Here is a 26,493-nt window from a genome sequence, read left to right as displayed (position 1 = left end):
CCTTCATTTCATTGCGGCGCGCAAGGCGGCCCACGGCTGGCTCTACCGTGGGTAAAAAATCTTCTGCGTTCATTTTCATGGCTCCTATACAAGTCCGTCTTACGCAAGGGCGCGTTGACAGTTCTCGGAAGCGATGAATAAGACGATGAGCCGCTGATTGAGCGCAATTCCGGCGCGGGTGGCATTTGCAGCGAATAGGAAAGTTCGCAGGCTCGGATGCGCCTTTTCCTACATCGCGGAACATCTGTCCCGTGGTTTTTCGGGAGGCGGTGTGTCAGGTAAGCAACCAGGGGACTGAGACTCCGCCATCGCGAGCAAGCGCCTTCCCACTAAGGAAACATCAGGCGCTATTCGGTACTGCCCAATCCACGCCAATGCTTGAGGCCAATGAAGATGAACCGCAGTTGCTGGGTAATCTTCGCCTGGGGCGTGAGGTGCTCGGGCAGGGCTTCGGCGGGCGGGTCGATGATGTCCGGCAAGGTGGCGAAGACACTCTTGACGATGAGATCGGCCATTACGTTGAGCCCGGCGAGGTCCAGGTGCTGGAGTTTCGGCATCAGCGCCAGGTCGGCGGCCAGGTCCGAGCTGATGTCTTCACGCAGCCTCGCGATGGCTTGTCGGACCGGCTGCGATCCACCGTATTGCTCGCGAGCCAGGAACAGGAACTGGGATCGGTTGGCATGAACCACGTCGAGAAAAATCCGCACTGACGCGTCGATGATGCCGCCCATGACGAACTCGTTGTGACGTACCAGTCGTATGGTTTCGCGAAAGGTCTGGCCGACTTCGCTGACGAGCGCCAGGCCCAATTGGTCCATGTCCTGGAAGTGTCGGTAGAACCCGGTCGGTACGATGCCTGCCGTCTTGGCCACTTCACGCAGGCTCAGGCTGCCGAACCCCCTGCCACATTCCATCAAGTGGCGGGCTGCGTCCATCAGGGCGTTTCGGGTCTGTTGTTTCTGTTCGGCGCGGGGCAGCATCGCAGGACTGACTTCCGAGTCATGGGAGCGACGCACTCTAGCAAATCGGCTTTGCCGTCGTCGAACGGTAGGAGGTAATCGGGGAAAACGAGGTGCTGGAAAATCAAAAGCCCGATTCAAGGAATCGGGCTTTTTTCATAACCACCATGGGCTCAGCTCACTTCGCCGCGGCGTTTGATGACGCGATCGCCGCCGTCCGCAGCAAGGAGTTGGCCTTGTGGAGTGCGACCGGAACCATCGGCAGCCAAGGTCTGGCCTTGTGGAGTGCGGTCGGAACCATCGGCAGCCAGGGTCTGGCCTTGTGGAGTGCGGTCGGAACCGTCAGCGGCCAGGGATTCGCCCAGTGGGGTGCGGTCGGAACCGTCAGCGGCCAGGGATTCGCCCAGTGGAGTACGGTCGGAACCATCGGCAGCCAAGGTCTGGCCTTGTGGAGTACGGTCGGAGCCATCGGCAGCCAAGGTCTGGCCTTGTGGTGTACGGTCCGAGCCACCTTCAACCAGGCCTTTTTCTTCCAGGCGGTCACGGCCACCTTCGGCGACGGTTTGGCTGTAGATAGAGTGGCTGTCCTTGACCTGTGGAGTGGCTTGTTCGGAAGCTGGCAGGGCGAAAGCGGTAGAGGCCAGCAGTGAAAGGGAAAGGCTCATCAGTATTTGGCGTTTCATGATCGTTGCTCCTCGGGAGGGCTGAAAAGTGGGTACGAGGGCAATGCTACTCTCGATAAGTCGATATAAAAGTTCATAAAGACAATGGTAATAATCAACAGAATTGATTGTTCCGCGCAAAGGCTCTAGAACGGGGGTCTCAGGGCAGCAGTTTTGCCCTGAAGTGGGTAGTTTGTACTCACTCGCGCCCCGCAGATGTGCGGGGGCGGTAACAGGTAGCTGTCGAGTCGGTCAGGTTCGTGCGTGTTTTTTTAGTGCCGTTCGTCACCCTTGGTGGTAAACCTGTTGGCCGTTTTGCCTGTCCAACGATCATCGCAACGAGCCGGCTACAGGTTCGTGCTGCCCCAGACGTCGCGGTCCGGACGTCCATCTGCCTCAGGAGCCTTGTGCATGACGCGCACCTCAAAAATCTTCGCCTGGGGCTTTGCCTGCCTCGTTGTCCTGCTGACCGTGCTGGTGCTGTTCATCGCGTTCTTCGATTGGAACCGCATCAAGCCTGCGCTCAATGCCAAGGTTTCCGAAGAGCTGCATCGCCCATTCGCAATCAATGGCAACCTGGCGGTGATCTGGCGGCGCGAACCCGGCGAGGGCGGCTGGCGGGCATGGCTGCCATGGCCGCATGTGGTCGCCGAAGAGCTGACCCTGGGCAACCCTGATTGGTCGAAGCTCCCGCAGATGGTCACGCTCAAGCGCGTCGAGTTGCGTATCTCGCCCCTGGCGTTGCTGGCGCGGCGGGTGGCCATCCCGCGTATCGACCTGACCGGCCCCGACGCCAGCCTGCAGCGCCTGGCCGATGGACGGGCCAATTGGACTTTCCAGTTCGATCCAAAGGACCCGGACGCCGAACCGTCCAGTTGGGTGGTGGACATCGGCGCCATCGGTTTTGACAAGGGGCATGTCACGCTCGACGACCAGACGCTAAAGACCCGGCTCGACGTGCTGGTCGACCCTTTGGGCAAGCCCATTCCCTTCAGTGATATCGTCGGGGAAAAAACCGCGAAAAGAACCCGGGAACAGGGCTCGTCACCACAAGACTATGCCTTTGCCTTCAAGGTCGACGGGCAATATCACGGGCAGGGTCTCAGCGGATCCGGCAAGGTCGGCGGCCTGCTGGCGTTGCAGGATGCGGCACAACCTTTTCCATTGCAGGCCCAGGCGAAGATCGCCGACACCCGCGTCGAACTGGCCGGCACCCTGACCGACCCAAAGAACCTCGGCGCCCTTGACCTGCGTTTGAAACTGTCCGGCAACAGCCTGGCCAATCTTTACCCGCTGACGGGCGTGACCCTGCCGGATTCGCCACCGTATTCCACGGACGGCCGATTGATCGCCAAGCTCCACGAGCCGGACGGCGCACAGTTTCGCTACGAGGCGTTCAACGGCAAGATTGGCGACAGTGACATCCACGGTAACCTGGCCTATGTCGCCAGCCAGCCCCGGCCGAAACTCAGCGGTGCGCTGGTGTCCGACCAGTTGTTGTTCAGTGATTTGGCGCCGTTGATCGGCGCAGACTCCAATGCCGAACAAAAAGCCCGTGGCGGCGCCAGCAAACAACCGTCCGACAAGGTGTTGCCGGTGGAGGAGTTCCGCACCGAACGCTGGAGTGCGATGGACGCCGACGTGGAGTTCACCGGCAAGCGTATCGTTCACAGCGAGCAGTTGCCGTTCACCGATCTCTACACGCACCTGGTGCTCAACGACGGCCAACTGAGCCTGGAGCCCCTGCGCTTTGGCGTCGCCGGTGGCCGGCTCGATGCGCAGATCCGCCTCAACGGCCACACCCAGCCCCTCGAAGGCCAGGCGAAATTGACTGCGCGGGGCTTCAAGCTCAAGCAGTTGTTCCCGGGATTCGAGCCAATGAAGACCAGTTTTGGTGAACTCAATGGCGACGCGGATATTTCCGGGCGCGGCAATTCGGTGGCGGCGTTGCTGGGCACCTCCAATGGCACCCTGAAGATGCTCATCAACGACGGCGCCATCAGCCGCGAGCTGATGGAACTGGCGGGGCTCAACGTCGGCAATTACGTGGTGGGAAAAATCTTTGGCGACAAGGAAGTGAAGATCAACTGCGCAGCGGCTGACTTCGATATCAAGACCGGCCTGGCGACCACGCGCCTGTTCGTGTTCGACACCGAGAACGCGATTATCTATATCGACGGTACGGCGAACATGGCCACCGAACAACTGGACCTGACCGTCACGCCCGAGTCCAAGGGCTGGCGGTTGATTTCTCTACGCTCGCCGCTGTACGTGCGGGGCACGTTTGCCAACCCTGCCGCCGGCGTCAAGGCTGTGCCACTGATGTTGCGCGGTGCCGGGATGGTTGCCCTGGGTGTCATCGCCGCACCGGCGGCGGGGCTGTTGGCCCTGGTCGCGCCCAGCGGTGGCGAGCCGAACCAGTGCGCGCCGTTGCTTGAGCAGATGAAGGCGGGCAAGGCGCCGGTCACGGTCAAGCCTACCCGGTAGCCGAGTAGTGACGCTACCGGCCTCACCGCGAGCAGGCTCGCTCCAACCTTCGATCGAGTTTCTTCAAAAGAAGAACGCGATCCCCTGTGGGAGCGAGCCTGCTCGCGAAAGGCGTATCAGAGATCGGCCAGGATATCGGCCATGTCATCAGCGTGCTCTTCTTCCTGGGCCAGGATGTCTTCGAAGATGCGCCGAGTGGTTGGGTCTTTTTCGCCGATGTATTGGACGATTTCCCGATAGCTGTCGATGGCGATACGTTCGGCGACCAAGTCTTCGAACACCATTTCCTTGAGCGTATTGCCTGCCACGTACTGGGCGTGGGAATGCCGGGTCAACAGGTCGGGGTTGAATTCCGGTTCGCCACCCAGTTGCACGATGCGTTCGGCGAGCCTGTCGGCGTGCTCGGATTCCTGGTTGGCGTGTTCCAGAAACTCACTCGCCGCGACACCGGCCTTCAGGCCGGTGGCCATGAAATAGTGACGCTTGTAGCGCAGTGTGCAGACCAGTTCGGTGGCCAATGCTTCGTTGAGCAGGCGGATGATTTCCTGTCGATCGGCGTTGTAGCCTTCGGTGACCGCGCCGTTCTGGACGTTCTGGCGCGCACGTTCGCGCAGGGTCGTGACGTCGGATAAGTGCATGTCGCTCATCTCGTTCTCCTGGAGGCTGATCCGGTTAGGCGTCACGCTCTGCTGGCGCGATCGCTCTAGTTCTGAGTGATGCGATCCTGGAAAAGTTTTACCGGATTTTTCAAGGCGTGTCCGGACAAGCGTGCTTCCTCCTCCACCCATTGGAAAAAAGCCCGCACGGGCGGGTGCCGCTCTCGTCCCGGCACGCAAAGCGCACTGTAGCCGGCACCGCTGACTTGGACCTTGGGGCGATAACCCACCAGCAACCCGCTGGCGACGCTTTGCGAAGCGAGGATATTGCTCGCCAATACCAGGCCCTGGCCGGCGATGGCCGCTTGCAGGGCGTAGTGCTCTTCATCGTATTCACGCATGCAAGGTTGCCGGGTCATCCAGCTTTCCCCCGCCTGGGCGCACCAGGCGTCCCAACCGTGGGCGTACAGCTTGGCGTTATGCCAGCGCACGCTGATCAGTGTCGGCGGCTGCCGGGTGGCCAGCGCGACTTGTTCCGGCGAGCCATACACGCCGAAGCTCTCTTCGAACAGGCACATGCCATAGAGGTTCGAGTAGGCGTCCAGGCTGTAGCGCACCACCAGATCGACGCTGGCGTCCTGAAGCAAGTCGATGACTTCGCAATGGGTGTCCAGGCGTACGTTGATGTTCGGATGGCGCGCGTAAAACCGCCCCAGGCGCGGCACCAGCCACAGGGCGGCAAACGCCGCCGTGGTGGATATCGTCAGGTGCGTGGTGCTGCGTTGCGGGCGCAGGCTGTCGACGCTTTGTGCAACTTCCAGCAATGCCCCGTGCAAGCTGTGGAACAGCCGCTGTCCCGCGTCGGTGAGGCGTACCCGGCGCGGCAAGCGTTCGAACAACTGCGCCCCCAGCCAGGTTTCCAGGGAGCGGATCTGGTGGGAAATCGCTGTCGGGGTGACCGCCAGCTCTTCGGCCGCCGCCTTGAAACTGAGCAGGCGTGCAGCCGCCTCGAAGGCTCGCAAGGCATTGAGGGGCAGGGTGGCAAACATTGGAAATCTCCGTATGGATGAAAACAACTCATCCGGATGAACTAACGCTCATTTGCGATCAAGGGCGACCGGGCTCCAATCTTAAAGCCACAGGCCGTTCCGATTGTAGTCGCATTAGAAGGAGTTACAGATGAGCAGCATTCTTGTCGTACAAGGTAGCCCACGCGGTGAGCGTTCCCATTCCCGACGTCTGACGGAGGCATTCATAGCGGCGTGGCAGGCCGCCAATCCACTTTGCCAACCGACTCGCCGCGAGGTGGGCCGCACCGTCATCCCTGCGGTCAACGAAGCCTTTATTGCGGCGGCGTTTTACTCCGAGCCCCAGGCGCGGCCATTGACCATGCAGGCCGACCTGGCGCTGAGCGATGCGCTGGTTGCCGAACTGCAAGCCCACGATCGCTTGGTAATCTCGGCACCCATGCACAATTTTGGCGTGCCCAGCGGCGTGAAAGCCTGGGTCGACCAGATCGTACGCATCGGCGTGACATTCAACCACAGCCTCGACAACGGTGTTTCCCAGTACGAGCCGCTGGTGTCGGGCAAAAAGGCGCTGATCGTGACCAGCCGAGGTGATTTCGGCTTCGGCCCCGGTGGTCAATTGGAGGCCATGAACCACGCCGACACCTGGCTGCGGGCGGTGCTGGGCTTCATCGGTATCAACGACGTGACGGTGGTGGCGGCCGAAGGCGAAGAGTCGGCCGAGCACAGCTTCGCGCGTTCCTATGCCGAGGCCGAGCAGCGCTTGCTGGCGCTCGCCCGAACCTTTTGAGGACCTGGGTCTTGCCGCGATCGGGCTGAAGTGCCTCGGGTGTCATAGACTGGTCATCATCGGTACTGATGCTGACCACCTCTTGATCGCAAGGATGTCGCCATGTCGCAACGCTGTGCCACTCGCTACCCCTTGGTGCTGGTCCCGGGCATGCTCGGTTTCATTCGCCTGGTGTTGTATCCGTACTGGTATGGCATCGCAGAGGCATTGCGCCGGGGCGGGGCCGTGGTGATTCCTGTGAAGGTCTCGCCCTTGCATTCATCCGAGGTTCGCGGCGAGCAGCTGTTGGCCCGGATTGAGGAAGTGCTGCGGCAAACCGGCGCGCAAAAGGTCAACCTGATCGGCCACAGCCAGGGCGCCCTCACTGCCCGCTACGCCGCGGCCAAACGCCCGGACCTGGTGGCGTCGGTCTCTTCGGTGGCCGGCACCAACCACGGTTCCGAGCTAGCCGATTACCTGCAAACCCATTACCCGGCCGACAGCGCCAAGGGCCGGGTGCTCAGTGCCTTGCTGCGGCTGATCAACGCGATCATGAGCCTGCTGGACACCGGTTATCACGGGCCACGGCTGCCAGCCGACCTGAAGGCATCCCATGCTTCGCTCACCACTGCCGGGGTGGCGCTGTTCAACGAACGTTATCCACAGGGGCTGCCCCAAACCTGGGGCGGACACGGGCCGGAAGAGGTCAATGGCGTGCGTTACTACTCCTGGTCGGGGACGTTGCAGCCGGGCAAGACCGACAAGGGTCGCAACTTCTTCGATGGCACCAATCGAAGCTGCCGGTTGTTCGCCCGCACCTTCGTGCGCGAAGCCGGGCAGAGCGACGGCATGGTCGGGCGCTACAGTTCGCACCTGGGCACGGTGATCCGGGATGACTACCCGCTGGATCATTTCGACATCGTCAATCAGTCGCTGGGGCTGGTGGGCAGGGGGGCGGAGCCGATCCGGTTGTTTGTCGAGCATGCCGAGCGGTTGAAGGCGGCAGGCTTGTAGGACGCAGGGCGTCGCGCGTTATCGTTCGTTGCCGACATGCTCCAGACACTGGTAGTTCATGCTCGGGAAATCGAACAGATGAAGGTGTAACAGGCTTTGTCTACACTGCACCCCATCGCCACACCCTCGTGCGGCAACCAGGAGAAACACCATGAAGATGCTCCGTGTCCCTTTGTTGATGATGGGTTTGCTGCTGTGTTCCCAGGGGTTCGCCGCCACGGCCCAACAAACCAAGATGACCACCTGCAACGCCGACGCCACCGCCAAGGCCCTCAAGGGTGACGAACGCAAGGCCTTCATGAGCAACTGCCTCAAGGCGACCCCACAGGACCGCATGAAAAGCTGCAATGCCACTGCCACCGAGCAGGCGTTGAAGGGTGACGCTCGCAAGGCGTTCATGAGTGAGTGCCTGAAGAAAAAATAAGCGCCGGATCATCTGAGCCCTGGGCCAAATCGGCCGATACAATCCCTAGTGCTGCCAGCGGATCGCTGGCAGACTGCCGATCCTTTCATGCCGTTTTGTCCTGGGGCTGTATGCCAACGTTTTCTCAGCGTCATGTGTTGTTGGTGATCAGTTGGGTGATCATTTTTGGTGGGCTGTTGCTGGTGTTGCCGCTGCGCCTGTTGCCGAGCCTGTTGGCCGGGTTGCTGGTGTTCGAGCTGGTCAACATGCTCACTCCGCAGTTGCAACGATTGATCGAAGGCCGGCGTGCCCGCTGGTTGGCGGTGGCATTGCTCGGCACGTTGGTGGTCAGTGTGCTGACCCTGATCTTTGCCGGCGCCTTCAGTTTCCTGCTGCACGAAGCGGAAAATCCCGGGGCCTCCCTGGACAAGTTCATGACCGTGGTCGATCGCGCCCGTGGGCAACTGCCGCCGTTCATCGATGCCTACCTGCCGGCCAGCGCCGCCGAGTTCCGGGTGGCGATCGGTGATTGGGTGAGCAAGCACTTGAGCGACCTGCAGCTGGTGGGCAAGGACGCGGCCCACATGTTCGTGACGCTGTTGATCGGCATGGTGCTCGGCGCCATCGTCGCCCTGCAACGCATCCCCGACCTGACCAAGCGCAAGCCCCTGGCCGCTGCGCTGTTCGATCGCCTGAACCTGCTGGTCAAGGCCTTTCGCAACATCGTCTTCGCCCAGATCAAGATTTCCCTGCTCAATACGTTCTTCACCGGGATTTTCCTGGCGGTGGTGCTGCCGCTGTTCGGCATCCAGCTACCCCTGACCAAGACCCTGATCGTGATGACGTTCCTGCTGGGGCTGTTGCCGGTGATCGGCAACCTGATGTCCAACACCCTGATCACTGTGGTCGCCCTGTCATTGTCGATCTGGGTGGCGGTGGCCGCGCTGGGTTACCTGATCGTGATCCACAAGCTCGAATACTTCCTCAACGCCCGTATCGTCGGCGGACAGATCAGCGCCAAGTCGTGGGAATTGCTCATGGCGATGCTGGTGTTCGAAGCGGCATTCGGCCTGCCGGGGGTGGTGGCGGGGCCTATCTACTATGCGTATCTCAAGAGCGAGTTGAAGCAGGTGGGGATGGTTTGATCCGACCGTTGTATCGATTGATCTACCGCTTTCGCGAGCAGGCTCGCTCCCACAGTTCGATCGCATTCGGTCAAACTGTGGGAGCGAGCCTGCTCGCGAAGGGGGCGCCTCGGTCCTGAATCAGGCCTGACTCCCATACCGCTTCATCGCCTCGATCGCCAATCCACTGCCGATACTGCCAAAGATATTGCCTTCCACATGCCGCGCCTGGGGAAGCATCGCCGAGACGCTGTTGCGCAGCGCCGGGATGCCGCTGGAGCCGCCGGTGAAGAACACCGTATCGACCTGATCAACCCGCACGTTGGCATCGTTGAGCAACTGCGTGACGCTGCCGCGTACCCGCTCAAGCAAGCCGTCGATGGCCGACTCGAACAAGGCCCGGCTCAGATCGACGCTCAGGCCCGGCTCGATCCGGTCCAGGGCCACGTGGCGCTGGTCGGCGTGGGTCAGGTGAATCTTGGTTTCTTCCACTTCCATCGCCAGCCAATGCCCGGCGCGCTGTTCGATCAGCTTGAACAGCCGGTCGATGCCCGCGGTGTCTTCGATGTCGTAGCGCATGCTGCCCAGGGCCAGGGTGGATTTCTGCGAATACACCGCGTTGATCGTGTGCCAGGTCGCCAGGTTCATGTGGTGGCTGGTGGGCATGTAGGCGCCGCTTTTCATGCGGCTGCCGTAGCCGAAAAGCGGCATCAGGCCTTGCAGGCTGAGTTGCTTGTCGAAGTCGGTGCCGCCGATGTGCACGCCACCGGTCGCCAGGATGTCGGCGTGACGGTTATCGTGGGCACGACGCTCGGGCGACAGGCGCACCAGGGAGAAGTCCGACGTACCCCCGCCGATGTCGACGATCAGCACCAGCTCTTCTTTCTCGATGGTCGATTCATAGTCGAAAGCCGCCGCGATGGGTTCGTACTGGAACGACACTTCCTTGAAACCGATGGCCCGTGCCACATCGACCAAGGTGTTCTCGGCTTCCTGGTCGGCCATTTCGTCGTCATCGACAAAAAACACCGGGCGGCCCAGTACCACTTCTTCGAATTCTCGACCGGCGGTGGCTTCGGCGCGTTTCTTCAACTGGCCGATGAACAGCCCCAGCAGGTCCTTGAACGGCATCGCCGTGCCCAGCACGCTGGTGTCGTGCTTGATCAGCTTGGAACCCAGCAGGCTCTTGAGCGAACGCATCAGCCGGCCTTCGTAGCCTTCCAGGTATTCGTGCAGCGCCAGGCGACCGTACACCGGGCGGCGCTCTTCCTGATTGAAAAAGACCACCGAGGGCAAGGTGATCTTGTCGTCCTCCAGCGCGATCAACGTTTCCATGCCGGGGCGCAGCCAGCCGACAGTGGAGTTGGACGTGCCGAAGTCGATGCCGCAGGCACGGGCCGGGGATGCGTTTTTCATGTCTTTCAGATTCCGGTCGAAAAAACGGCCGCGCAGTGTATGCCAGTGCGGCGCGGATTCGAAGGCCGGTTATCCGCTAATTCGCAAACACGGGCCTTGAAAGACGACGTCACACCCCCAAACTTGCTGGCATGAGCCTGGCAGCCATCGGGCGGACACAAGAACCGCCACCCGCTGCCGATAAATTTCTGATGCGCCGCCCGGTCCCAATCTTGAGGCTGGTCAACCCGCTGTCCGGTCATCCGGGCATGCCGTGCGTGGCGGTGCGACATCGATAACGGATGGTGATGCTTAAGATGGACTTCAAAGACTATTACAAGATCCTGGGTGTCGAGCCGACGGCCGACGATGCCACGATCAAGGCTGCCTATCGAAAGTTGGCGCGCAAGTACCACCCGGACGTGAGCAAAGAGAAGGACGCCGAAACCAAGTTCAAGGACGTCTCCGAAGCCTATGAGGCGTTGAAAAGCGCCGACAAGCGTGCCGAGTACGACGACCTGCGCCGTTATGGTCAGCACGGACAGCCATTCCAGGGACCGCCGGGTTGGCAGAGCCGTGGCGGTTTTGGTGGCCAGGATACGGGTGACTTCTCGGACTTCTTCAGTTCGATCTTTGGCAATCGCGGGCCGGGTTTCGGTGGCCGTCAATCGGGTCGCAGCGCCGGCCGTCGGGGGCAAGACGTGGAAATGGAATTACCGATCTTCCTGGAAGAAACCCTGTCGAACGAGTCGAAGAAGGTCAGTTTCCAGGTGCCGCAATACAACGCGGCGGGCCAGCACGTGAGCAATACCAGCAAGAGCCTGAACGTGAAGATCCCGCTGGGCGTGACCGATGGCGAGCGCATCCGCCTCAAGGGCCAGGGCGCGCCCGGCATCGGCGGTGGCGCCAATGGCGACTTGTACCTGACCATTCGTTTCGCCCCGCACCCCAAGTTCGACGTCGAAGGCCAGGACCTGATCATCACCTTGCCCCTGGCGCCGTGGGAATTGGCCCTGGGGACCGAGGTGGCGGTGCCGACCCTCACCGGCAAGATCAACCTCAAGGTGCCGGCCGGCAGCCAGAACGGCCAGCGCATGCGCGCCAAGGGCCACGGCTTGCGCAACAAGGCCGGCGAGCGCGGCTACCTGTTCGTACAGCTCAAGGCCGTGATGCCCAAGGCCAGCGATGAATCGGTCAAGGCGTTATGGGCCGAGTTGGCGAAGAAAGCTGCGTTCGATCCTCGGGAGCACTTCTGACCGGCAATCACAGGCCTGGCAACGCACGCCGTGGCGAGGGAGCTTGCTCCCGCTGGGCTGCGAAGCAGCCCCAAAACCATTCGACACGGTGCGCCAGGAAAAACCGGTAGGCAGGTTTTACGACTGCTGCGCAGCCGAGCGGGAGCAAGCTCCCTCGCCACAAAACCGGGTTTTCACAATCCTGGCTAGACTCGACAGTTGAAGCATTGGGAGAAGCAGACCATGAACGACCCGATCATCGAACTGAACCTGATGGAATTCTGTGAAGCCGCTGCGTTGGCGGATGTCCACGTGATTGAAATCGTCGAGCACGGCATCCTCGAGCCCCACGGCGCGGCCCCGACCGATTGGCGTTTCACCGATTACGAACTGGTCCTGGCCCGCCGGGCCGCCAAGCTGCGCCGTGAGTTGGAACTGGAGTGGGAAGGTGTCGCGCTGGCGCTGGATCTGTTGGAGGAGGTCCAGCAGTTGCGATCCGAGAACCGTCGGCTGCGCCAGCAACTGGGCCGTTGGGTGGAGTAGGCACGCGCGGGGTCCCTGGCGGAAAAAACGATAAATAGTTACCGCACTCGTCAGTGACGCGCTGGGTAGGCTCGGGTTTTCCACCATCAAGGATGATCCGAATGCCATTACCTATTTCTGCCGTTAGCGACCCCGGCATGACGCCGCTGCCTGAAAATCGCGGCGTCCATGTCGACCTGCTCAGGCAGCGCGTTCCCGATTGGTACATCGGGGCCGTCATGCGGCGCCAGCAGGCGTTGAGCGACCACGACCTGAAACTCCCGGCCTGGTACCCCAAGACCTCCCACGAAACCCGGACCCGCCTCAAGGACCAGCATGCGCGCTACCGCGCCAGCCTGAACCTGATCGACAACAGCTTGGGCCGCATCGAGGATATCCGCGCCTTTGCCAAGCCGTTGCTGACCCAGGCCATCCAGCAGGAATTCAAGCGAACCCTGGATGTGGAGAAGGTTTATTACGCCCGCCAGTACGCAAGCAAGACACGCAAGGACCTGGGCAGCACGCTGCTTCACCGCCTGACGGGCGAGGCCTGGGATACCTACGAGTACCGAGGTGCTTCGCTGCTGGAAACGGCACTGGCGAACTTCGAACCCGACGAAGAGCAAAAGCTCGATTGCGATGGCTGCCATGTCATCACCGCCACGGCGCTGACCGCCAGCGGTACGCCTGCGCCTACGCTGGAGGCCGTTCGGGCGGGGGCGTTGCCAATCGCTCCGCACGCCTTTGCCAGACTATGCCGCAAGCTGGACCTGGGGCGCCGCTACCAGCAGCACATTCGCGCCATCGCTCGACCCGCTGACGAAGACGCCCGCCGCCGTCTGGACCAGCAAATGCGCGACCACCACCGTCAGTCGTTGGCGCTGAGTGTCGAAGTCGCCTGGGCCAAGGCCGACATCAGCCGTGACACGTACCTGATGCTGCGGCAAGTGGTCGGCGATCAGGACGGCGCCATGCTCGACGGGCGACCGGTGACGTTCACTTCGCTGAAAATCTTCGACACCGAACTGGTCGGCCCGGTACTGATGGGGCCCGACCGGGAAAATACCCGGCGCCTGGAGCGTGTGGTGGCGTATCTACCGGGCGATCCCGAGCATCCTCTCAAGGAGTATCCGTCCAGCACCGAATTCATGGTGGAACTGCGTCGGCGCCTCCATGGCATCGCCTACCGACAGTTTTTCAGCCGTTTCGTACCGCTGAGTCAGCAAGGGCATTTTTTCAAGCAGTTCGACCAGTTGTACCAACCCTCTCCCGAGGCCGATACCCAATCGGACTATCCGCTCAAGCCCTCGTTGAAGAATTTGCGCATGGCCGCATCGCCCATCACCGGCTCGCTGTGGGAAGCCTTGCGCCGCGAGCAATTGCAGAAAATCGAGATGGACGCGCGAACGGTGGCGGTGCCCACCGCCGATGAAGACAAAGCCGCCCGCCTGGCGCGCCTGGAGAGTTGGACGAACACGGTGATCGACGTGCTTAACCAATTGGCATTCGTGGTGCCTGCGTTGGGGCCACTGATGCTGACCGTGGCGGCCGTGCAGATGTTCGAAGAAGCGTTCGAAGGTATCGAGGCGTTCGAGCAAGGGGAAACCCAGGAGATGTGGGCGCACTTTTCCAGCGTGGCGCTCAATATCGCGTTTATCGTCGCAGGCGCCAAAGTGTTGCCGAAGATCCAGGCATCGGCCACGGTGGATCGGTTGGAAGCGGTTGAACGGGCCAGCGGGGAGTCGCGACTCTGGAAGCCTGATCTCACGCGGTACCGCAGTCCTTTGCGCCCACTCGCCGGCGCCGTCCCGGACAGTCTAGGGCTGTACGAGGTCAGTGGCCGCAAGGTCCTGCCATTGGACGGGCACCACTACGAAGTACAACAGGACCCGATTACCCACCGCTATCGCATCCGTCACCCTTCCCGGCCGGATGCCGTTGCAAAAAGCGCCACGACTTCACCCGCTTCGAAACACGGCGAGCACGACGATCTGCTCAGAAGTCGCATTTCCTCCTGCTACATGAAAGCCACCGCGCAGCGCCAGAAGGCGCTGAGCGATCATGACCTGGAGCTTCCAGACTGGTACGTGAAGACAACCCACCAGACCAGGGCCAACCTAAAAAGCATTCACGAGCGATACTGCGCAATTTTCAACCAGGTCGACTACGCGCTGGGCAAGGTCCAGGACATACGGACCTTCGCCGAACCCTTGCTCAGCCAGGCCATCCAGACAACCTTCAGGCGTACGCTCAATGTCCGGGAGGTTTATTTTGCCCGCAAGTTCGCGGTCAAGACGCGTACCGACTTGGGCATCAACTTGCTCCATCGACTGACGGGCGAGGGCTACGACACTTACCAATACCGGGGCGGTTCGTTATTGGACGTCGCGCTGGCGAATTTTGAACCCGAAGAAGAACACAAACTCGATTGCGATGACTGCCATCTCATCACCACCACGCCGGTGTCCGCCGATGGCACCTTGAGTCATACCCTGGAATCCGTGCGCGCGGGAGCATTGCCCATTGCCCCCGAGGCGTTCATCAAGCTATGCCGCAAGCTCGACCTGGGACGCAAGTATCGGGAACACCTCACGACGATCCTGGAACCGAACGACCGCCAGGCCCGCGAACGGTTGGATGAACAGTTGCGCGAGCATCACAAGCAACTCCTCACGATCAGTACCGAGATCGCCCACGCCAAGGCGGACATCCGGCAGGACACCTACCGAATGTTGCAGCGGGTAGTGGGTGGGCAGCCCTCGGCCGAGCTGGACGGCCGCGCGGTGATGTGTCGAAAGACCCGCGGGTCAAGCTGATCCAATCCCGTTTTCCTTCGGTTCCGGCGGCCGCCATCGAGCAGATAATGGCCCACGCCAGTCCCGGCGAAACCCGGCAAATGGCCGGATGGGATTACACCGATGCGACCCAGACCAAACCCATCCCGCTGCGCATCGCCGAAGAGCTGCGTCACTTCCAGCGGGCGATCCGCTTGAACCGGGCCTACGAAGGGTTATACCAAGAGAGCCTGGCCACGGCGGATACACCCCGCCTGGCGCTGGCGACCCTCAAGACCCTGGCGGGTTGGAGCGATACGGTACGCATCGAACTGAGGGAGGATTTCACCTCGGGCAGATTGATCGACAGTGTCGGGCCGTCGGACTCGACGCAGGTCAAGATCGTGGTCAAGCGTGACGATCTCTATCAAGCCCATGACGACAGCGGCAACGACCTGAGCAGCGAGGGCAGCCTCTATGCGGCCTTGCAGCACGCGCTGCCGGATGCCGAACGCCAGGCCATGGGCCGCCCCTCGATTCATCATGGCGCGTTGCTGAAGACGGCTATCGGCGCGGCGCCGGTGAGGCGGGGTTCATTGGCAAAGGTCTTGAAGATGCCGGCAGTCAAACCGTTGCTCGTGTCGCCAATGCGCCTGGCCTCGGGCAGATACGGCTATCCATTGGGCGGGCCGCTGGAATGGCTGCGCCTGGGCCGGTCGCCTGAAAGACGGGTGCGAGAGTTGTTTCCCGATTATTCGTCCCAGGAAGCCCGGGTCTTCGTGCGGGAACTGGGCGACAGAGCGACCGTGGAGATCGGTCGCCTTGAAACCGAGTACCGTACGTTGCGCGACGAGCTGGACCGTTGGGTCGCTTCCACCGAGACGGATGAAGGGAACGACGACTTAGCGGCGTCATGGCGACGAGTCAAGCAAAACACCGCCGATCGTATCCGTAGATGTTGGAGGCGCCAGTCCCGGGCCATCATCGTGGTCGACGGCCGGCGTGTCGGGTATGAGCTTGATCTGAGCTGGATGCATATGAGGTCGTTGCCGCAACTGTCGGCTGATTTCAGCCACGTGACCTTCCTGAAACTTAATAACATGGGTTTGTCGCAACAAGCCTGCAACGGTTTCCTCACGCGTTTTCCTGCCGTTCGTTGGCTGGACATGAGCCATAACAACCTGACCGAAGTGCCGGAGGCGTTGGCGGCAATGCCCCGTCTGAGCAACCTCACGCTGGCATCGAACCAGATCGGCCTGACGCCGCGTGGCGTTGAGATCCTGGCCGGCCTGCCCGCCATGGAATTCCTTACCCTCAACGACAATCCACTGGGTCGTTTGCCGGACTTCAGCGCCATGCCGGCCCTGACGGAGCTGTCGCTTCGAAACATCAGGATCGACACTTGGCCCACGGGCCTGCTGGAACAGCCGCTGGAGGAACTGGACTTGCGCGCCAACCAACTGACCGAAGTGCCGGCACACGTGATCGATCCGCCCGCCGACCAGGCCCACGCCATGGCCCGGCTCAATGGCGTGACCTTTATCCAGGGCAATCCGATGGACGAGGCGACCAGGCAGCGCTTGCGTGAGTATTGGGCGAATCTTCATCAGGCCCATCCCGAATGGACCGCCCCGCGAATGCAAGGAACACTCCAGCTGGCGGCCAACGCTCCGGTGGGTGGGCGCACAGGTGTGCGGCCATGGTTGCGTGATCTGCCGCCTGAACAACAGCAGGATAGAAAAGACCTGTGGCGAAGCCTCCAGGCGGAGCCGCAATCCGGGGAGTTCTTTCAGCTATTGAGTCGATTGATCGGGTCCTACCAGGACACCGAGAACTATTCGGACCTGCAGGCCCGCGTCTGGCAAATGCTGGAGGCTGCCCGGGATTCCACTGACTTGCGTCGTGAGCTTTTTGAATTGGCTGGAGAGCCGGCCTGTGAAGATCGTGCTTCGTTGTCGTTCAGCAATCTGGAAATCAAATTGATGATCCACAACGCCAAGGCGTTGCCGGTGGAAGGGGATGAGGCTGCCACGCTGATTCGCCTGGCCAAGGGATTGTTCCGGCTGGATGAAGTGGAGCGTATAGCGCTGCGGGACATCCAGGGGCGTCGTGCTGCCATCAATGCTCGTGAAGAACTCACCGCCGCGCAAAAGACCGAGTTGATCAGGCAGATCGAGGAAGTCGAGGTCCGGTTGGCCTATCGTGCGGGGCTCCGGGACCGGCTGGAATTGCCGGGGCAACCGAAAGGTGGACGCTTCACCAGCCTGGGCAACGTCTCCAGCGCCATGCTTGATGCCGCGGCCGCCGAGGTGTTGTCCCTGGACGACTCGCCCGAACAAATGCAGTCACTGGTGGGCCGTGATTTCTGGATCGACTATTTGAAGCAGCAACACGCGGCAGACTTCCAGGCATTGACCGACGCCCTCACTGAGGATCTGCTGGCGCTGGATGAGCAGAAAGCGGACGGAACCCTGGAGGAAGCGGACTACAACAGTCGAACCGAGGCGCTGGACTTGCAGCAAAGGTTCAAGGAAGCGGAGCTGATCCAGTCGTTGACCCAGGATGAACTGGATTCGCCCCAGGAGAGTACAGACCTGTAAGGCGAACCGGCGGCGAGGGCACTTGCCTTCTCGCCGCCGGCTCTGTTCAGAACAGGAAATAGCGCTGCGCCATCGGCAACACGTCGGCCGGTTCACACCACAGCAGCACGCCGTCGGCCTTGACCTGATAGGTCTGCGGGTCGACGTTGATACTAGGCAGGTAGTCGTTGTGGATCAGGTCTGTCTTCTGCACGTCGCGGCAGCCTTTGACCACGGCGATTCTTTTCTTGAGCCCAAGCTGTTCCGGCAGCCCGGCCTCGGCGGCGGCCTGGCTGATGAACGTCAGGCTGGTGGCGTGTCGCGAGCCGCCGTAGCTGGCGAACATCGGCCGGTAATGCACCGGCTGCGGCGTCGGGATCGAGGCGTTGGCGTCCCCCATCAGGCTGGCGGCAATCGCTCCGCCCTTGAGAATGAGCGTCGGCTTGACGCCGAAGAATGCCGGGCGCCACAGCACCAGGTCGGCCCACTTGCCCACTTCGATGGAGCCCACTTCATGGCTGATGCCGTGGGTAATCGCCGGGTTGATGGTGTACTTGGCGATGTAGCGCTTGATGCGGAAGTTGTCGTTGCCTTCGCCGTCGCCGGGCAGGGCGCCGCGTTGCTTTTTCATCTTGTCGGCGGTCTGCCAGGTGCGCGTGATCACTTCGCCAACGCGGCCCATGGCCTGGCTGTCGGAGCTGATCATGGAGAAGGCGCCGAGGTCGTGGAGGATGTCTTCGGCGGCGATGGTCTCGCGTCGGATACGGCTTTCGGCGAACGCCACGTCCTCGGCAATGCTCGGGTCCAGGTGGTGGCAGACCATCAGCATGTCCAAGTGTTCGTCGATGGTGTTGCGGGTGAACGGCCGGGTCGGGTTGGTGGAGCTGGGCAGCACGTTGGGGAAACCGCAGGCCTTGATGATGTCCGGCGCGTGACCGCCACCGGCGCCTTCGGTGTGGTAGGTGTGGATGGTGCGGCCCTTGAACGCGGCCAGGGTGGTCTCGACGAAACCGGACTCGTTGAGGGTGTCGGTGTGGATCGCGACCTGCACGTCGTACTGGTCGGCCACGCTGAGGCAGTTGTCGATGGCCGCCGGGGTGGTGCCCCAGTCTTCGTGCAGCTTCAGACCGATGGCCCCGGCCTTGACCTGTTCGACCAGCGGCTCCGGCAGGCTGGCGTTGCCCTTGCCGGTGAAACCCATGTTCATCGGGAAGGCATCGGCGGCCTGTAGCATGCGCGCCAGGTGCCACGGCCCGGAGGTGCAGGTGGTGGCGTTGGTTCCGGTGGCCGGGCCCGTGCCGCCGCCGATCATGGTGGTGACGCCGCTCATCAAGGCTTCTTCGATCTGCTGCGGGCAGATGAAGTGGATGTGGGTGTCGATGCCACCAGCGGTGAGGATCATGCCTTCGCCGGCAATCACTTCGGTGCTGGCGCCGATGGCGATGGTGACGTCGGGCTGGATGTCCGGGTTGCCGGCCTTGCCGATCGCCGCGATGCGTCCCTCCTTGAGGCCGACATCGGCCTTGACGATGCCCCAGTGGTCGATGATCAGCGCGTTGGTGATCAGCGTGTCGACGACCTCGGCAGCCAACAGCTGGCTCTGGCCCATGCCATCGCGAATCACCTTGCCGCCGCCGAATTTCACCTCTTCGCCGTAGGTGGTGAAATCCTTTTCCACCTCGATCCACAGCTCGGTGTCGGCCAGGCGGACCTTGTCGCCGACGGTGGGGCCGAACATGTCGGCGTAGGCTTGTCTCGAAATCTTCATGTGCTCGCCTTGAGACTCAATTAATAGTAAGGCCGTTCGCTGCGCTCACTTTTCGCGAGCAGGCTCGCTCCCACAATTGATCGCATTCCCTTGTGGGAGCGAGCCTGCTCGCGAAGGGGCCAACGCAAATGCCGTGACCTAAAGGTCGCCCATGATCCGCCCGGCAAACCCGAACACCCGGCGATGCCCGGCCAGGTCCACCAGTTCCACCTCTCGGCTCTGACCCGGCTCGAAGCGCACGGCGGTGCCGGCCGGGATGTTCAGGCGCATGCCACGGCTGGCGGCGCGGTCGAAGGCCAGGGCGTCGTTGGTCTCGAAAAAATGAAAATGCGACCCGACCTGGATCGGCCGGTCGCCGCTGTTGGCGACCTTCAGCGTCACGGTGCGGCGGCCGGCGTTGAGCTCGATATCGCCGGGCTGAACCTGGTATTGGCCTGGAATCATTGCGGTTGTCCCAAAGTCTTGTAGTAGATGGCGGTCGGGGTGTAGGTCCCGTCCGGGCTCTGGCAGTAGTCGGGCAGTTCTCCGACGCGGGTGTAGCCCATGGCGCGGTAGAACGCCTCGGCTTCGGAACCGGCCTCGGTGTCGAGGTACAGCAGCCCACGCTTGTGCTGACGGGCGCCGAGCTCCAGGGCGCTCATCAATTGCTGGCCCAGGCCCCTGCGACGAGCGTCGCCGCGCACCAGCAGTTTTTGTACTTCGGCACGGTTGAGGCCGTTGGGCTTCTGGCACAGGGCGAGCTGGACGCTGGCCTGTACCTGTTCATCCTTGACCACCACCCACAACAGCAGGTGACCCTGATTGAGGCTGGCCTGGACTTCGTCGAAATAAGCCCTGGCCTGGACGGCATCCAGGTCGGCCATGAACCCCACGCTGGCGCCATGACCCACGGCGTCGAGCAACAGGTCGACCAGGCCCTGGCGATAATGCGCAAAGCTTTCAGCGTGGATTCGACGCAACTGGGCGGCGTTCATTCGGTATTACTCCTTGTCCATGGCGGGCGGTGGCGCCCCGGGGTCGAGGACCAACTGCATGAAGGTCAGGTCCAGCCAACGGCCGAACTTGGTGCCCACCTGGGGCATCTGCCCGGTGGTGACGAAACCCGCCCGCTCATGGAGGCGAATCGACGCCGCGTTGCCGCTCTCGATAGCGGCGACCATGACGTGCTTGCCGCAGGCCCGGGCGCGCTCGATCAGGTCGCTCATCAGCACAGGGCCAAGGCCCTTGCCGCGCTGGTCCCGGCAGACGTACACCGAATGCTCGACGGTGTGGCGGAAGCCGTCGAACGGCCGCCAGTCGCCGAACGAGGCATACCCAAGCACGTTGTCCTCGGCATCGATGACCACCCGTACCGGGTAGCCCTGGGAGCGCCGGGCACTGAACCAGGCCTGGCGATTGTCCAGGTCCACGGGCTGCTCGTTCCAGATCGCCGTGGTGTTGAGCACGGCATCGTTGTAGATGTCGCGGATCGCCGGCAGGTCGCGGTGCTGGGCGTCTCGGATCTGATAAGTCATGCCGTTGCCTCAGACGATGGGTTGGTGGACGGTGACCAGTTTGGTGCCGTCGGGAAACGTCGCTTCTACCTGGATTTCCGGGATCATTTGCGGGATGCCTTCCATCACCTGCTCGCGGCTCAGCAGGGTGGTGCCGTAGTGCATGAGCTCGGCCACGGTCTGGCCGTCGCGGGCGCCTTCGAGCAACGCGGCGGAAATGTAGGCCATGGCCTCTGGGTAATTGAGCTTCAAGCCCCGGGCCAGTCGCCGCTCGGCGACGAGGCCGGCGGTGAAGATCAGCAGCTTGTCTTTTTCGCGTGGGGTCAGGTCCATGTGCAATCCATAAGGGCAGATAAAAATTTTGCAGTAGACACATTCCACTGTGGGAGCGAGCCTGCTCGCGAAAGCGGTGTGTCAGTCAACAATCATGTTGGATGTTCTATTGCTTTCGCGAGCAGGCTCGCTCCCACAGAGGAAATAACTAAGTACTCCAGATTCTTGGTGGCACGGCTTCTTTTCCAAGCAGTGCAGGCCTGAGCAAGCGCCACAATTCAATCAACCACCCCCGCGCCATAAGCGCCTCGCTCGCCAGGCAACGGGCCACGACCAGGCCGGGCAGTTGGGTCAGGTCGCCACGCACGGCATGGTCCAGGGAGCGGCAGCGCTCCAGCAGCTCGCTGTCGATCTCGCCGGTCACCAGCAAGGTGGCAAACACCGGGTCGCCGCCCAGGCCGATGGGGGAGTCGAGCAACCCATCGCCACCGGCGATGCGCTGACGCTCGTGCCAGAGCAACTGGCCGTCGCGGCGGATGTCCAGCCACGACTGAAAGTGTCCCACGTCGAACCGCTCGCCGCTGGCCGGCCGACCGAGGGCAACGATGTCCCAGTAGAACAAGCGGGCGTCGCCTTGCAGATCGATGTTCGTGCTGAGTTCGGCCTGGGCCGCGCTGAAGACGATGGTTTCCTGAGGGAGCCATTCCAGGGTCGCGCCGGGGGCCACGCTCAGGCTCAGTTGCTGGTACGCCGGGCCGGCGGCGCGGTACCACTTGGCCGCGCCGGGGCTGGTCAATTGCGCCCAGGCGCCCTGGCCGACCTGGGCCGAAATGTCCAACCGATCCCCACCGGCAATGCCGCCGGGCGGGTGGACGATGATGTGCTGACACACCTCGGGACCTTCGGCGTACAAGTGCTTCTGCACCCGCAACGGGCCTTTGTGCCGGCGCTGGACCGGGCGCGTGCAATCACCGAATCGGGCATAGCCCAAGTCCAGCTCGGCGTGCCAGCTGGGGGTGAACAGGGCGGATGGCGATACAGGTAGATTCATGTTTTTCTGATTGTCGTCGGGACGCTACAGACTAGATCGTAACCAATCCGCGCACACCCTCGGCTTCCATATTTTCTCCACGGCCCTGCTGCACGATCTCGCCCCGGGACATCACCAGGTACTGATCAGCCAGCTCGGCGGCGAAGTCGTAGAACTGCTCCACCAGCAAAATCGCCATGTCGCCCCGGGCCGCGAGTTTCTTGATCACCGCGCCGATTTCCTTGATCACCGACGGCTGGATGCCTTCGGTGGGCTCGTCGAGAATCAGCAGTCGCGGCCGGCTGGCCAGGGCCCGGCCGATGGCGAGCTGCTGTTGCTGGCCGCCGGACAGGTCGCCACCCCGGCGTTGTTTCATCTGCAGCAGCACCGGGAACAATTCGTAGATGAAGGCCGGTACTTCCTTGGCTTCTGAGCCCGGAAAGCGCGACAGGCCCATCAGCAGGTTTTCTTCCACCGTCAGCCGCCCGAAAATTTCCCGGCCCTGCGGCACATAGGCGATGCCGGCGTGGACCCGCTGATGCGGCTTGAACGTGGTGATGGCCTTGCCTTCCCAATTCACCACGCCTTCCTTGGCCGGCAGCAGGCCCATCAAGCATTTGAGCAGGGTGGTCTTGCCCACGCCGTTGCGACCGAGAAGGCACGTCACCTCGCCGACCTTCACGTCGAACGACAGGCCGCGCAGGATGTGGCTTCCGCCATAGTATTGGTGCAGCTTGTCGACTTGCAGCATGTCTTGAATCCCCTTGTGTCCCTTGTGGGAGCGAGCCTGCTCGCGAATGCGGTGTGTCAGTCACAGTTATCCCGACTGATACCCCGCATTCGCGAGCAGGCTCGCTCCCACAGGGAACAGCATGTTTCGATCTAGCGACCGAGGTAAACCTCGATCACCCGCTCATCGGCCTGCACCTGTTCCAGCGACCCTTCGGCCAGCACGCTGCCCTGGTGCAGCACGGTGACGTGGTCGGCAATCGCGCCGACGAAGCCCATGTCGTGCTCCACCACCATCAGCGAATGCTTGCCCGCCAGGGATTTGAACAGCTCGGCGGTGAAGTCGGTCTCGGCGTCGGTCATGCCCGCCACCGGCTCGTCGAGGAGCAGCAGTTGCGGGTCCTGCACCAGCAGCATGCCGATCTCCAGGAACTGCTTCTGGCCGTGGGACAACAGCCCGGCGGCGCGGTTGACGGAGGTGGTGAGGCGAATTGTCTCGAGCACTTCGCTGATGCGGTCGCGTTGCTCGCCGGTCAGTTTTGCCCGCAGGCTGGCCCACACCGATTTGTCGGTCTTGAGGGCCAGCTCCAGGTTTTCGAACACGCTCAGGGCTTCGAACACCGTCGGCTTCTGGAACTTGCGCCCGATGCCGGCCTGGGCAATCTCGACTTCGCTCATGGTCGTCAGGTCGAGGGTTTCGCCGAACCAGGCCTTGCCGTGGCTGGGACGGGTCTTGCCGGTGATGACGTCCATCAGCGTGGTCTTGCCGGCGCCGTTGGGGCCGATGATGCAGCGCAGTTCGCCGACGCCGATGTACAGGTTCAGGTCGTTCAGCGCCTTGAAACCGTCGAAGCTGACGCTGATGTCTTCCAGGGTCAGGATGGTGCCGTGGCGGGTGTTCAGGCCCACGCCGGCGGCCCGGCCGAGGCCGATGGCGTCGCGGCTGCTGCCTTGGTCCCGATTGGCATCGAGAGGGGGTTCAATAATCGGTTCGAGCATGAAATCCGCTGTCGGTGTGATTTTCATTGTTCGCCCCTTTTCTTCAACAGCCCGATAACGCCTTTGGGTAGATACAAGGTCACGACGATGAACAGGGCTCCGAGGAAGAACAGCCAATATTCCGGAAACGCCACGGTGAACCAGCTCTTCATGCCGTTGACCACGCCGGCGCCCAGCAACGGCCCGATCAGCGTGCCGCGCCCGCCGAGGGCCACCCACACGGCGGCCTCGATGGAGTTGGTCGGCGACATTTCGCTGGGGTTGATGATCCCCACCTGCGGCACGTACAGCGCCCCGGCCAGGCCACACAACACCGCGCTCAACACCCAGACGAACAGCTTGAAGCCTCGGGGATCGTAGCCGCAGAACATCAGGCGGTTTTCCGCGTCGCGCAGGGCGGTCAGCACCCGGCCGAACTTGCTGCGAGCCAGGCGCCAGCCGATGAACAGGCTCGCCACCAACAGCAGCACTGTGGCAAAAAACAGCACCGCGCGGGTGCCCGGCTCGGTGATGCCAAAGCCCAGGATCGAACGGAAATTGGTGAAGCCGTTGTTGCCGCCAAACCCGGTCTCGTTGCGGAAAAACAGCAACATCCCGGCGAAGGTCAGGGCCTGGGTCATGATCGAGAAGTACACGCCCTTGATCCGCGAGCGGAAGGCGAAGAAACCGAACACCAGCGCCAGCAAGCCCGGCGCCAGCACCACCAGGCACATCGCCCAGAGGAAGCTGTCGGTGCCGGCCCAGTACCAGGGCAGCTCGGTCCACGACAGGAACGTCATGAACGCCGGCACGCCATCGCCGGCGGCCTGGCGCATCAGGTACATGCCCATGGCGTAGCCGCCCAGCGCGAAGAACAGGCCGTGGCCCAGGGAGAGCAAGCCGGCGTAGCCCCAGACCAGGTCCAGCGCCAGGGCGACAATGGCGTAGCAGAGGATCTTGCCCACCAGGGTCAGGGTGTATGCCGAGACATGCAGCGGGTTATCCACCGCCAACAGCGACAACACTGGCAGGCTCAGCAGCACGGCGAGGATCACCGCGCCGACGGCGAGGGTGACTTTGGGTCCGGCCTTTTGCGTGGCCGTAAGCATCAGGGGCTGGTTCATCAGTCGATTACCCGTCCTTTAAGCGCGAAGAGGCCTTGCGGACGCTTCTGGATAAACAGAATGATCAGCGCGAGGATCAGGATCTTGCCGAGCACTGCGCCGATCTGCGGTTCGAGGATCTTGTTGGCGATGCCCAGGCCGAACGCGGCGAACACACTGCCGGCCAACTGGCCGACGCCGCCGAGCACTACCACCAGGAACGAGTCGATGATGTAGCTCTGGCCCAGGTCCGGGCCGACGTTGCCGATCTGGCTCAGGGCAACGCCACCGAGCCCGGCGATGCCCGAGCCGAGACCGAAGGCGAGCATGTCCACCCGCCCGGTGGGCACGCCGCAGCACGCGGCCATGTTGCGGTTCTGGGTCACGGCGCGCACGTTCAGGCCCAGGCGCGTCTTGTTCAGCAGCAACCAGGTCAGCACCACCACGAACAGCGCGAAAGCAATAATCACGATGCGGTTGTACGGCAGCACCAGGTTCGGCAGCACCTGGATCCCGCCCGACAGCCAGGCCGGGTTGGCGACTTCCACGTTCTGCGCGCCGAACACCAGGCGCACCAGCTGGATCAGCATCAGGCTGATGCCCCAGGTGGCGAGCAGGGTTTCCAGGGGCCGTCCGTAGAGGTGGCGGATCACCGTGCGTTCCAGGGCCATGCCGATGGCGGCGGTGATGAAAAACGCCACCGGCAAGGCGATCAGCGGATAGAACTCGATGGCGTTCGGGGCGAAGCGCTGGAACAGCATCTGCACCACATAAGTGGAATAGGCGCCGAGCATGAGCATCTCGCCGTGGGCCATGTTGATTACCCCCAGCAAGCCAAAGGTGATCGCCAGGCCAAGGGCGGCCAGCAGCAGGATCGAGCCCAGGGACATGCCGCTGAACGCCTGGCCCAGCAGCTCGCCGATCAGGAGTTTGCGCTTGACCTGGCCGAGGCTGGTTTCGGCGGCGGTGCGCACGGCGGCATCGGTTTCGACACCGGGTTCGAGCAGGTTTTCGAGGCGAGTGCGGGCCAGCGGGTCGCCGGTTTCCCCCAGCAGTCGCACGGCCGCCAGGCGCACGGCGGGGTTGGTGTCCACCAGTTGCAAATTCGCCAGGGCCAGGCTCAGGGCGGCGTGGACATCTTCGTCCTGCTCGCCGGCCAGTTGCCGATCAAGGAACGCCAGTTGCGCCGGGCGGGCGCTTTTTTGCAGCTGTTGCGCGGCAGCCAGGCGCACGCCGGCATCGACGGCGAGCAGTTGATGGCTGGCCAGGGCGGTTTCGATCAGCCCTCGCAAGCGGTTGTTCAGGCGCAGGGTCTTGGGTTGGCCATCGACGGTCAACTGGCCTTGCTGCAAGGCGTTGATCAGTTCGACACGCTCAGGCTCCGGCTGCGTGGCCCAGGTTTCCAGGAGCTTGGCCTGCTGGGGCGGGTTGGCGGCGACGAAGTCTTCGGCGTCGCCGGCATGGGCGCCCAGTGGCAACAGCAGGGCCAGGGCGAGGATGAGGCGGTAAAGGGCGGTGGGCATATGCTAGGCCTTGCGCAAACTTCTTTCTTTGTGGGAGCCAGCTTGCTCG

At 62.4% G+C, this 26,493-nt stretch carries 24 protein-coding genes; 9 read left to right on the top strand and 15 right to left on the bottom strand.

All coding sequences use genetic code 11. From position 1 onward, the window contains the following. Positions 1 to 347: 347 nt before the first annotated feature. Both J3P81_RS22075 and J3P81_RS22070 read right to left on the bottom strand, forming a co-directional pair. A complete protein-coding gene (locus J3P81_RS22075) occupies positions 348 to 980 on the bottom strand; it encodes a TetR family transcriptional regulator (protein WP_039592574.1) in 633 nt (210 codons plus the stop codon). A gap of 152 nt (positions 981 to 1,132) precedes the next feature. Further along, positions 1,133 to 1,642: a hypothetical protein gene (locus J3P81_RS22070; protein WP_434560928.1), complete on the bottom strand. Its 510-nt coding sequence runs from the start codon at positions 1,640 to 1,642 to the stop codon at positions 1,133 to 1,135. 390 nt (positions 1,643 to 2,032) lie between these two features. On the opposite strand from J3P81_RS22070, the gene J3P81_RS22065 reads away from it, so the two are divergent. Next, complete coding sequence (locus tag J3P81_RS22065) at positions 2,033 to 4,108, top strand: AsmA family protein (RefSeq protein WP_434560926.1); 2,076 nt, start codon at positions 2,033 to 2,035, stop codon at positions 4,106 to 4,108. 116 nt (positions 4,109 to 4,224) lie between these two features. On the opposite strand, the gene J3P81_RS22060 is transcribed toward J3P81_RS22065, so the two are convergent. Together J3P81_RS22060 and J3P81_RS22055 are read right to left on the bottom strand one after the other, a co-directional pair. Continuing rightward, positions 4,225 to 4,755 carry a ferritin-like domain-containing protein gene (locus J3P81_RS22060; protein WP_420766229.1) on the bottom strand — a complete coding sequence of 177 codons (531 nt, stop codon included), beginning with the start codon at positions 4,753 to 4,755 and terminating at the stop codon, positions 4,225 to 4,227. Between the two features lie 56 nt (positions 4,756 to 4,811). Continuing rightward, complete coding sequence (locus J3P81_RS22055) at positions 4,812 to 5,753, bottom strand: LysR substrate-binding domain-containing protein (RefSeq protein ID WP_434560924.1); 942 nt, start codon at positions 5,751 to 5,753, stop codon at positions 4,812 to 4,814. Positions 5,754 to 5,883: 130 nt separating this feature from the next. On the opposite strand from J3P81_RS22055, the gene J3P81_RS22050 reads away from it, so the two are divergent. The 4 genes from J3P81_RS22050 to J3P81_RS22035 all read left to right on the top strand — a co-directional run bounded on the left by J3P81_RS22050 (position 5,884) and on the right by J3P81_RS22035 (position 9,063). Continuing rightward, entirely contained in the window at positions 5,884 to 6,522 is a 639-nt protein-coding gene (locus tag J3P81_RS22050) for an FMN-dependent NADH-azoreductase (protein WP_434560922.1), read from the top strand. Positions 6,523 to 6,624: 102 nt separating this feature from the next. Continuing rightward, positions 6,625 to 7,515 carry an alpha/beta fold hydrolase gene (locus tag J3P81_RS22045; RefSeq protein WP_434560920.1) on the top strand — a complete coding sequence of 297 codons (891 nt, stop codon included), beginning with the start codon at positions 6,625 to 6,627 and terminating at the stop codon, positions 7,513 to 7,515. Between the two features lie 151 nt (positions 7,516 to 7,666). Then, positions 7,667 to 7,939 (top strand): PsiF family protein, encoded by a 273-nt coding sequence (locus J3P81_RS22040; RefSeq protein WP_420766233.1) that lies wholly within the window; start codon positions 7,667 to 7,669, stop codon positions 7,937 to 7,939. Positions 7,940 to 8,049: 110 nt separating this feature from the next. Further along, complete coding sequence (locus J3P81_RS22035; RefSeq protein WP_420766234.1) at positions 8,050 to 9,063, top strand: AI-2E family transporter; 1,014 nt, start codon at positions 8,050 to 8,052, stop codon at positions 9,061 to 9,063. A 120-nt stretch (positions 9,064 to 9,183) separates the two neighbouring features. On the opposite strand, the gene J3P81_RS22030 is transcribed toward J3P81_RS22035, so the two are convergent. Beyond that, positions 9,184 to 10,458 carry an Hsp70 family protein gene (locus tag J3P81_RS22030; protein WP_434560918.1) on the bottom strand — a complete coding sequence of 425 codons (1,275 nt, stop codon included), beginning with the start codon at positions 10,456 to 10,458 and terminating at the stop codon, positions 9,184 to 9,186. Between the two features lie 296 nt (positions 10,459 to 10,754). Between J3P81_RS22030 and J3P81_RS22025 the strand changes: the two genes are divergently transcribed. The 4 genes from J3P81_RS22025 (at position 10,755) to J3P81_RS22010 (ending at position 17,568) form a co-directional block, all read left to right on the top strand. Next, on the top strand, positions 10,755 to 11,693 hold the full coding sequence (locus J3P81_RS22025; RefSeq protein WP_420766236.1) for a DnaJ C-terminal domain-containing protein: 939 nt from the start codon (positions 10,755 to 10,757) through the stop codon (positions 11,691 to 11,693). A gap of 222 nt (positions 11,694 to 11,915) precedes the next feature. Continuing rightward, positions 11,916 to 12,215: a chaperone modulator CbpM gene (locus tag J3P81_RS22020; RefSeq protein ID WP_420766237.1), complete on the top strand. Its 300-nt coding sequence runs from the start codon at positions 11,916 to 11,918 to the stop codon at positions 12,213 to 12,215. 101 nt (positions 12,216 to 12,316) lie between these two features. Continuing rightward, the gene (locus tag J3P81_RS22015) at positions 12,317 to 15,010 is read left to right on the top strand and encodes a dermonecrotic toxin domain-containing protein (RefSeq protein ID WP_434560916.1); all 2,694 of its coding nucleotides are present in this window, start codon (positions 12,317 to 12,319) and stop codon (positions 15,008 to 15,010) included. Beyond that, complete coding sequence (locus tag J3P81_RS22010; RefSeq protein ID WP_434560915.1) at positions 14,983 to 17,568, top strand: NEL-type E3 ubiquitin ligase domain-containing protein; 2,586 nt, start codon at positions 14,983 to 14,985, stop codon at positions 17,566 to 17,568. The genes J3P81_RS22015 and J3P81_RS22010 overlap by 28 nt, the downstream gene beginning before the upstream one ends. A 46-nt stretch (positions 17,569 to 17,614) precedes the next feature. Here the strand turns inward: J3P81_RS22010 and ureC are convergent, their stop codons facing one another. From ureC to urtB, 10 genes are all read right to left on the bottom strand, one after another. Next, entirely contained in the window at positions 17,615 to 19,315 is a 1,701-nt protein-coding gene (gene ureC, locus J3P81_RS22005; protein WP_434560913.1) for an urease subunit alpha, read from the bottom strand. Positions 19,316 to 19,453: 138 nt separating this feature from the next. Beyond that, on the bottom strand, positions 19,454 to 19,759 hold the full coding sequence (locus J3P81_RS22000; protein ID WP_420766241.1) for an urease subunit beta: 306 nt from the start codon (positions 19,757 to 19,759) through the stop codon (positions 19,454 to 19,456). After that, positions 19,756 to 20,289, bottom strand: a complete 534-nt coding sequence (locus tag J3P81_RS21995) for a GNAT family N-acetyltransferase (protein WP_434560911.1) — start codon at positions 20,287 to 20,289, stop codon at positions 19,756 to 19,758. The genes J3P81_RS22000 and J3P81_RS21995 overlap by 4 nt, the downstream gene beginning before the upstream one ends. A gap of 6 nt (positions 20,290 to 20,295) precedes the next feature. Further along, on the bottom strand, positions 20,296 to 20,829 hold the full coding sequence (locus J3P81_RS21990; RefSeq protein WP_434560909.1) for a GNAT family N-acetyltransferase: 534 nt from the start codon (positions 20,827 to 20,829) through the stop codon (positions 20,296 to 20,298). 9 nt (positions 20,830 to 20,838) lie between these two features. Next, complete coding sequence (gene ureA, locus J3P81_RS21985; protein ID WP_420766244.1) at positions 20,839 to 21,141, bottom strand: urease subunit gamma; 303 nt, start codon at positions 21,139 to 21,141, stop codon at positions 20,839 to 20,841. A 148-nt stretch (positions 21,142 to 21,289) separates the two neighbouring features. Next, entirely contained in the window at positions 21,290 to 22,132 is an 843-nt protein-coding gene (locus J3P81_RS21980) for an urease accessory protein UreD (RefSeq protein ID WP_434560907.1), read from the bottom strand. Between the two features lie 31 nt (positions 22,133 to 22,163). Beyond that, positions 22,164 to 22,862 (bottom strand): urea ABC transporter ATP-binding subunit UrtE, encoded by a 699-nt coding sequence (gene urtE / locus J3P81_RS21975; protein ID WP_434560905.1) that lies wholly within the window; start codon positions 22,860 to 22,862, stop codon positions 22,164 to 22,166. Between the two features lie 131 nt (positions 22,863 to 22,993). Then, on the bottom strand, positions 22,994 to 23,866 hold the full coding sequence (gene urtD / locus J3P81_RS21970) for an urea ABC transporter ATP-binding protein UrtD (protein ID WP_434560903.1): 873 nt from the start codon (positions 23,864 to 23,866) through the stop codon (positions 22,994 to 22,996). Next, positions 23,863 to 24,942: an urea ABC transporter permease subunit UrtC gene (urtC, locus tag J3P81_RS21965; protein ID WP_420766248.1), complete on the bottom strand. Its 1,080-nt coding sequence runs from the start codon at positions 24,940 to 24,942 to the stop codon at positions 23,863 to 23,865. Before urtC ends, urtD begins: the two co-directional genes overlap by 4 nt. Next, on the bottom strand, positions 24,942 to 26,444 hold the full coding sequence (gene urtB, locus J3P81_RS21960; RefSeq protein ID WP_434560901.1) for an urea ABC transporter permease subunit UrtB: 1,503 nt from the start codon (positions 26,442 to 26,444) through the stop codon (positions 24,942 to 24,944). The genes urtC and urtB overlap by 1 nt, the downstream gene beginning before the upstream one ends. Positions 26,445 to 26,493 lie beyond the last annotated feature (49 nt).

The sequence above is a fragment of the Pseudomonas sp. R1-6 genome, assembly GCF_051132115.1.
Lineage (GTDB): Bacteria > Pseudomonadota > Gammaproteobacteria > Pseudomonadales > Pseudomonadaceae > Aquipseudomonas.
Note: the sequence above shows the minus strand (reverse complement) of the source record. Positions and strands in the feature narration are given on the sequence as shown.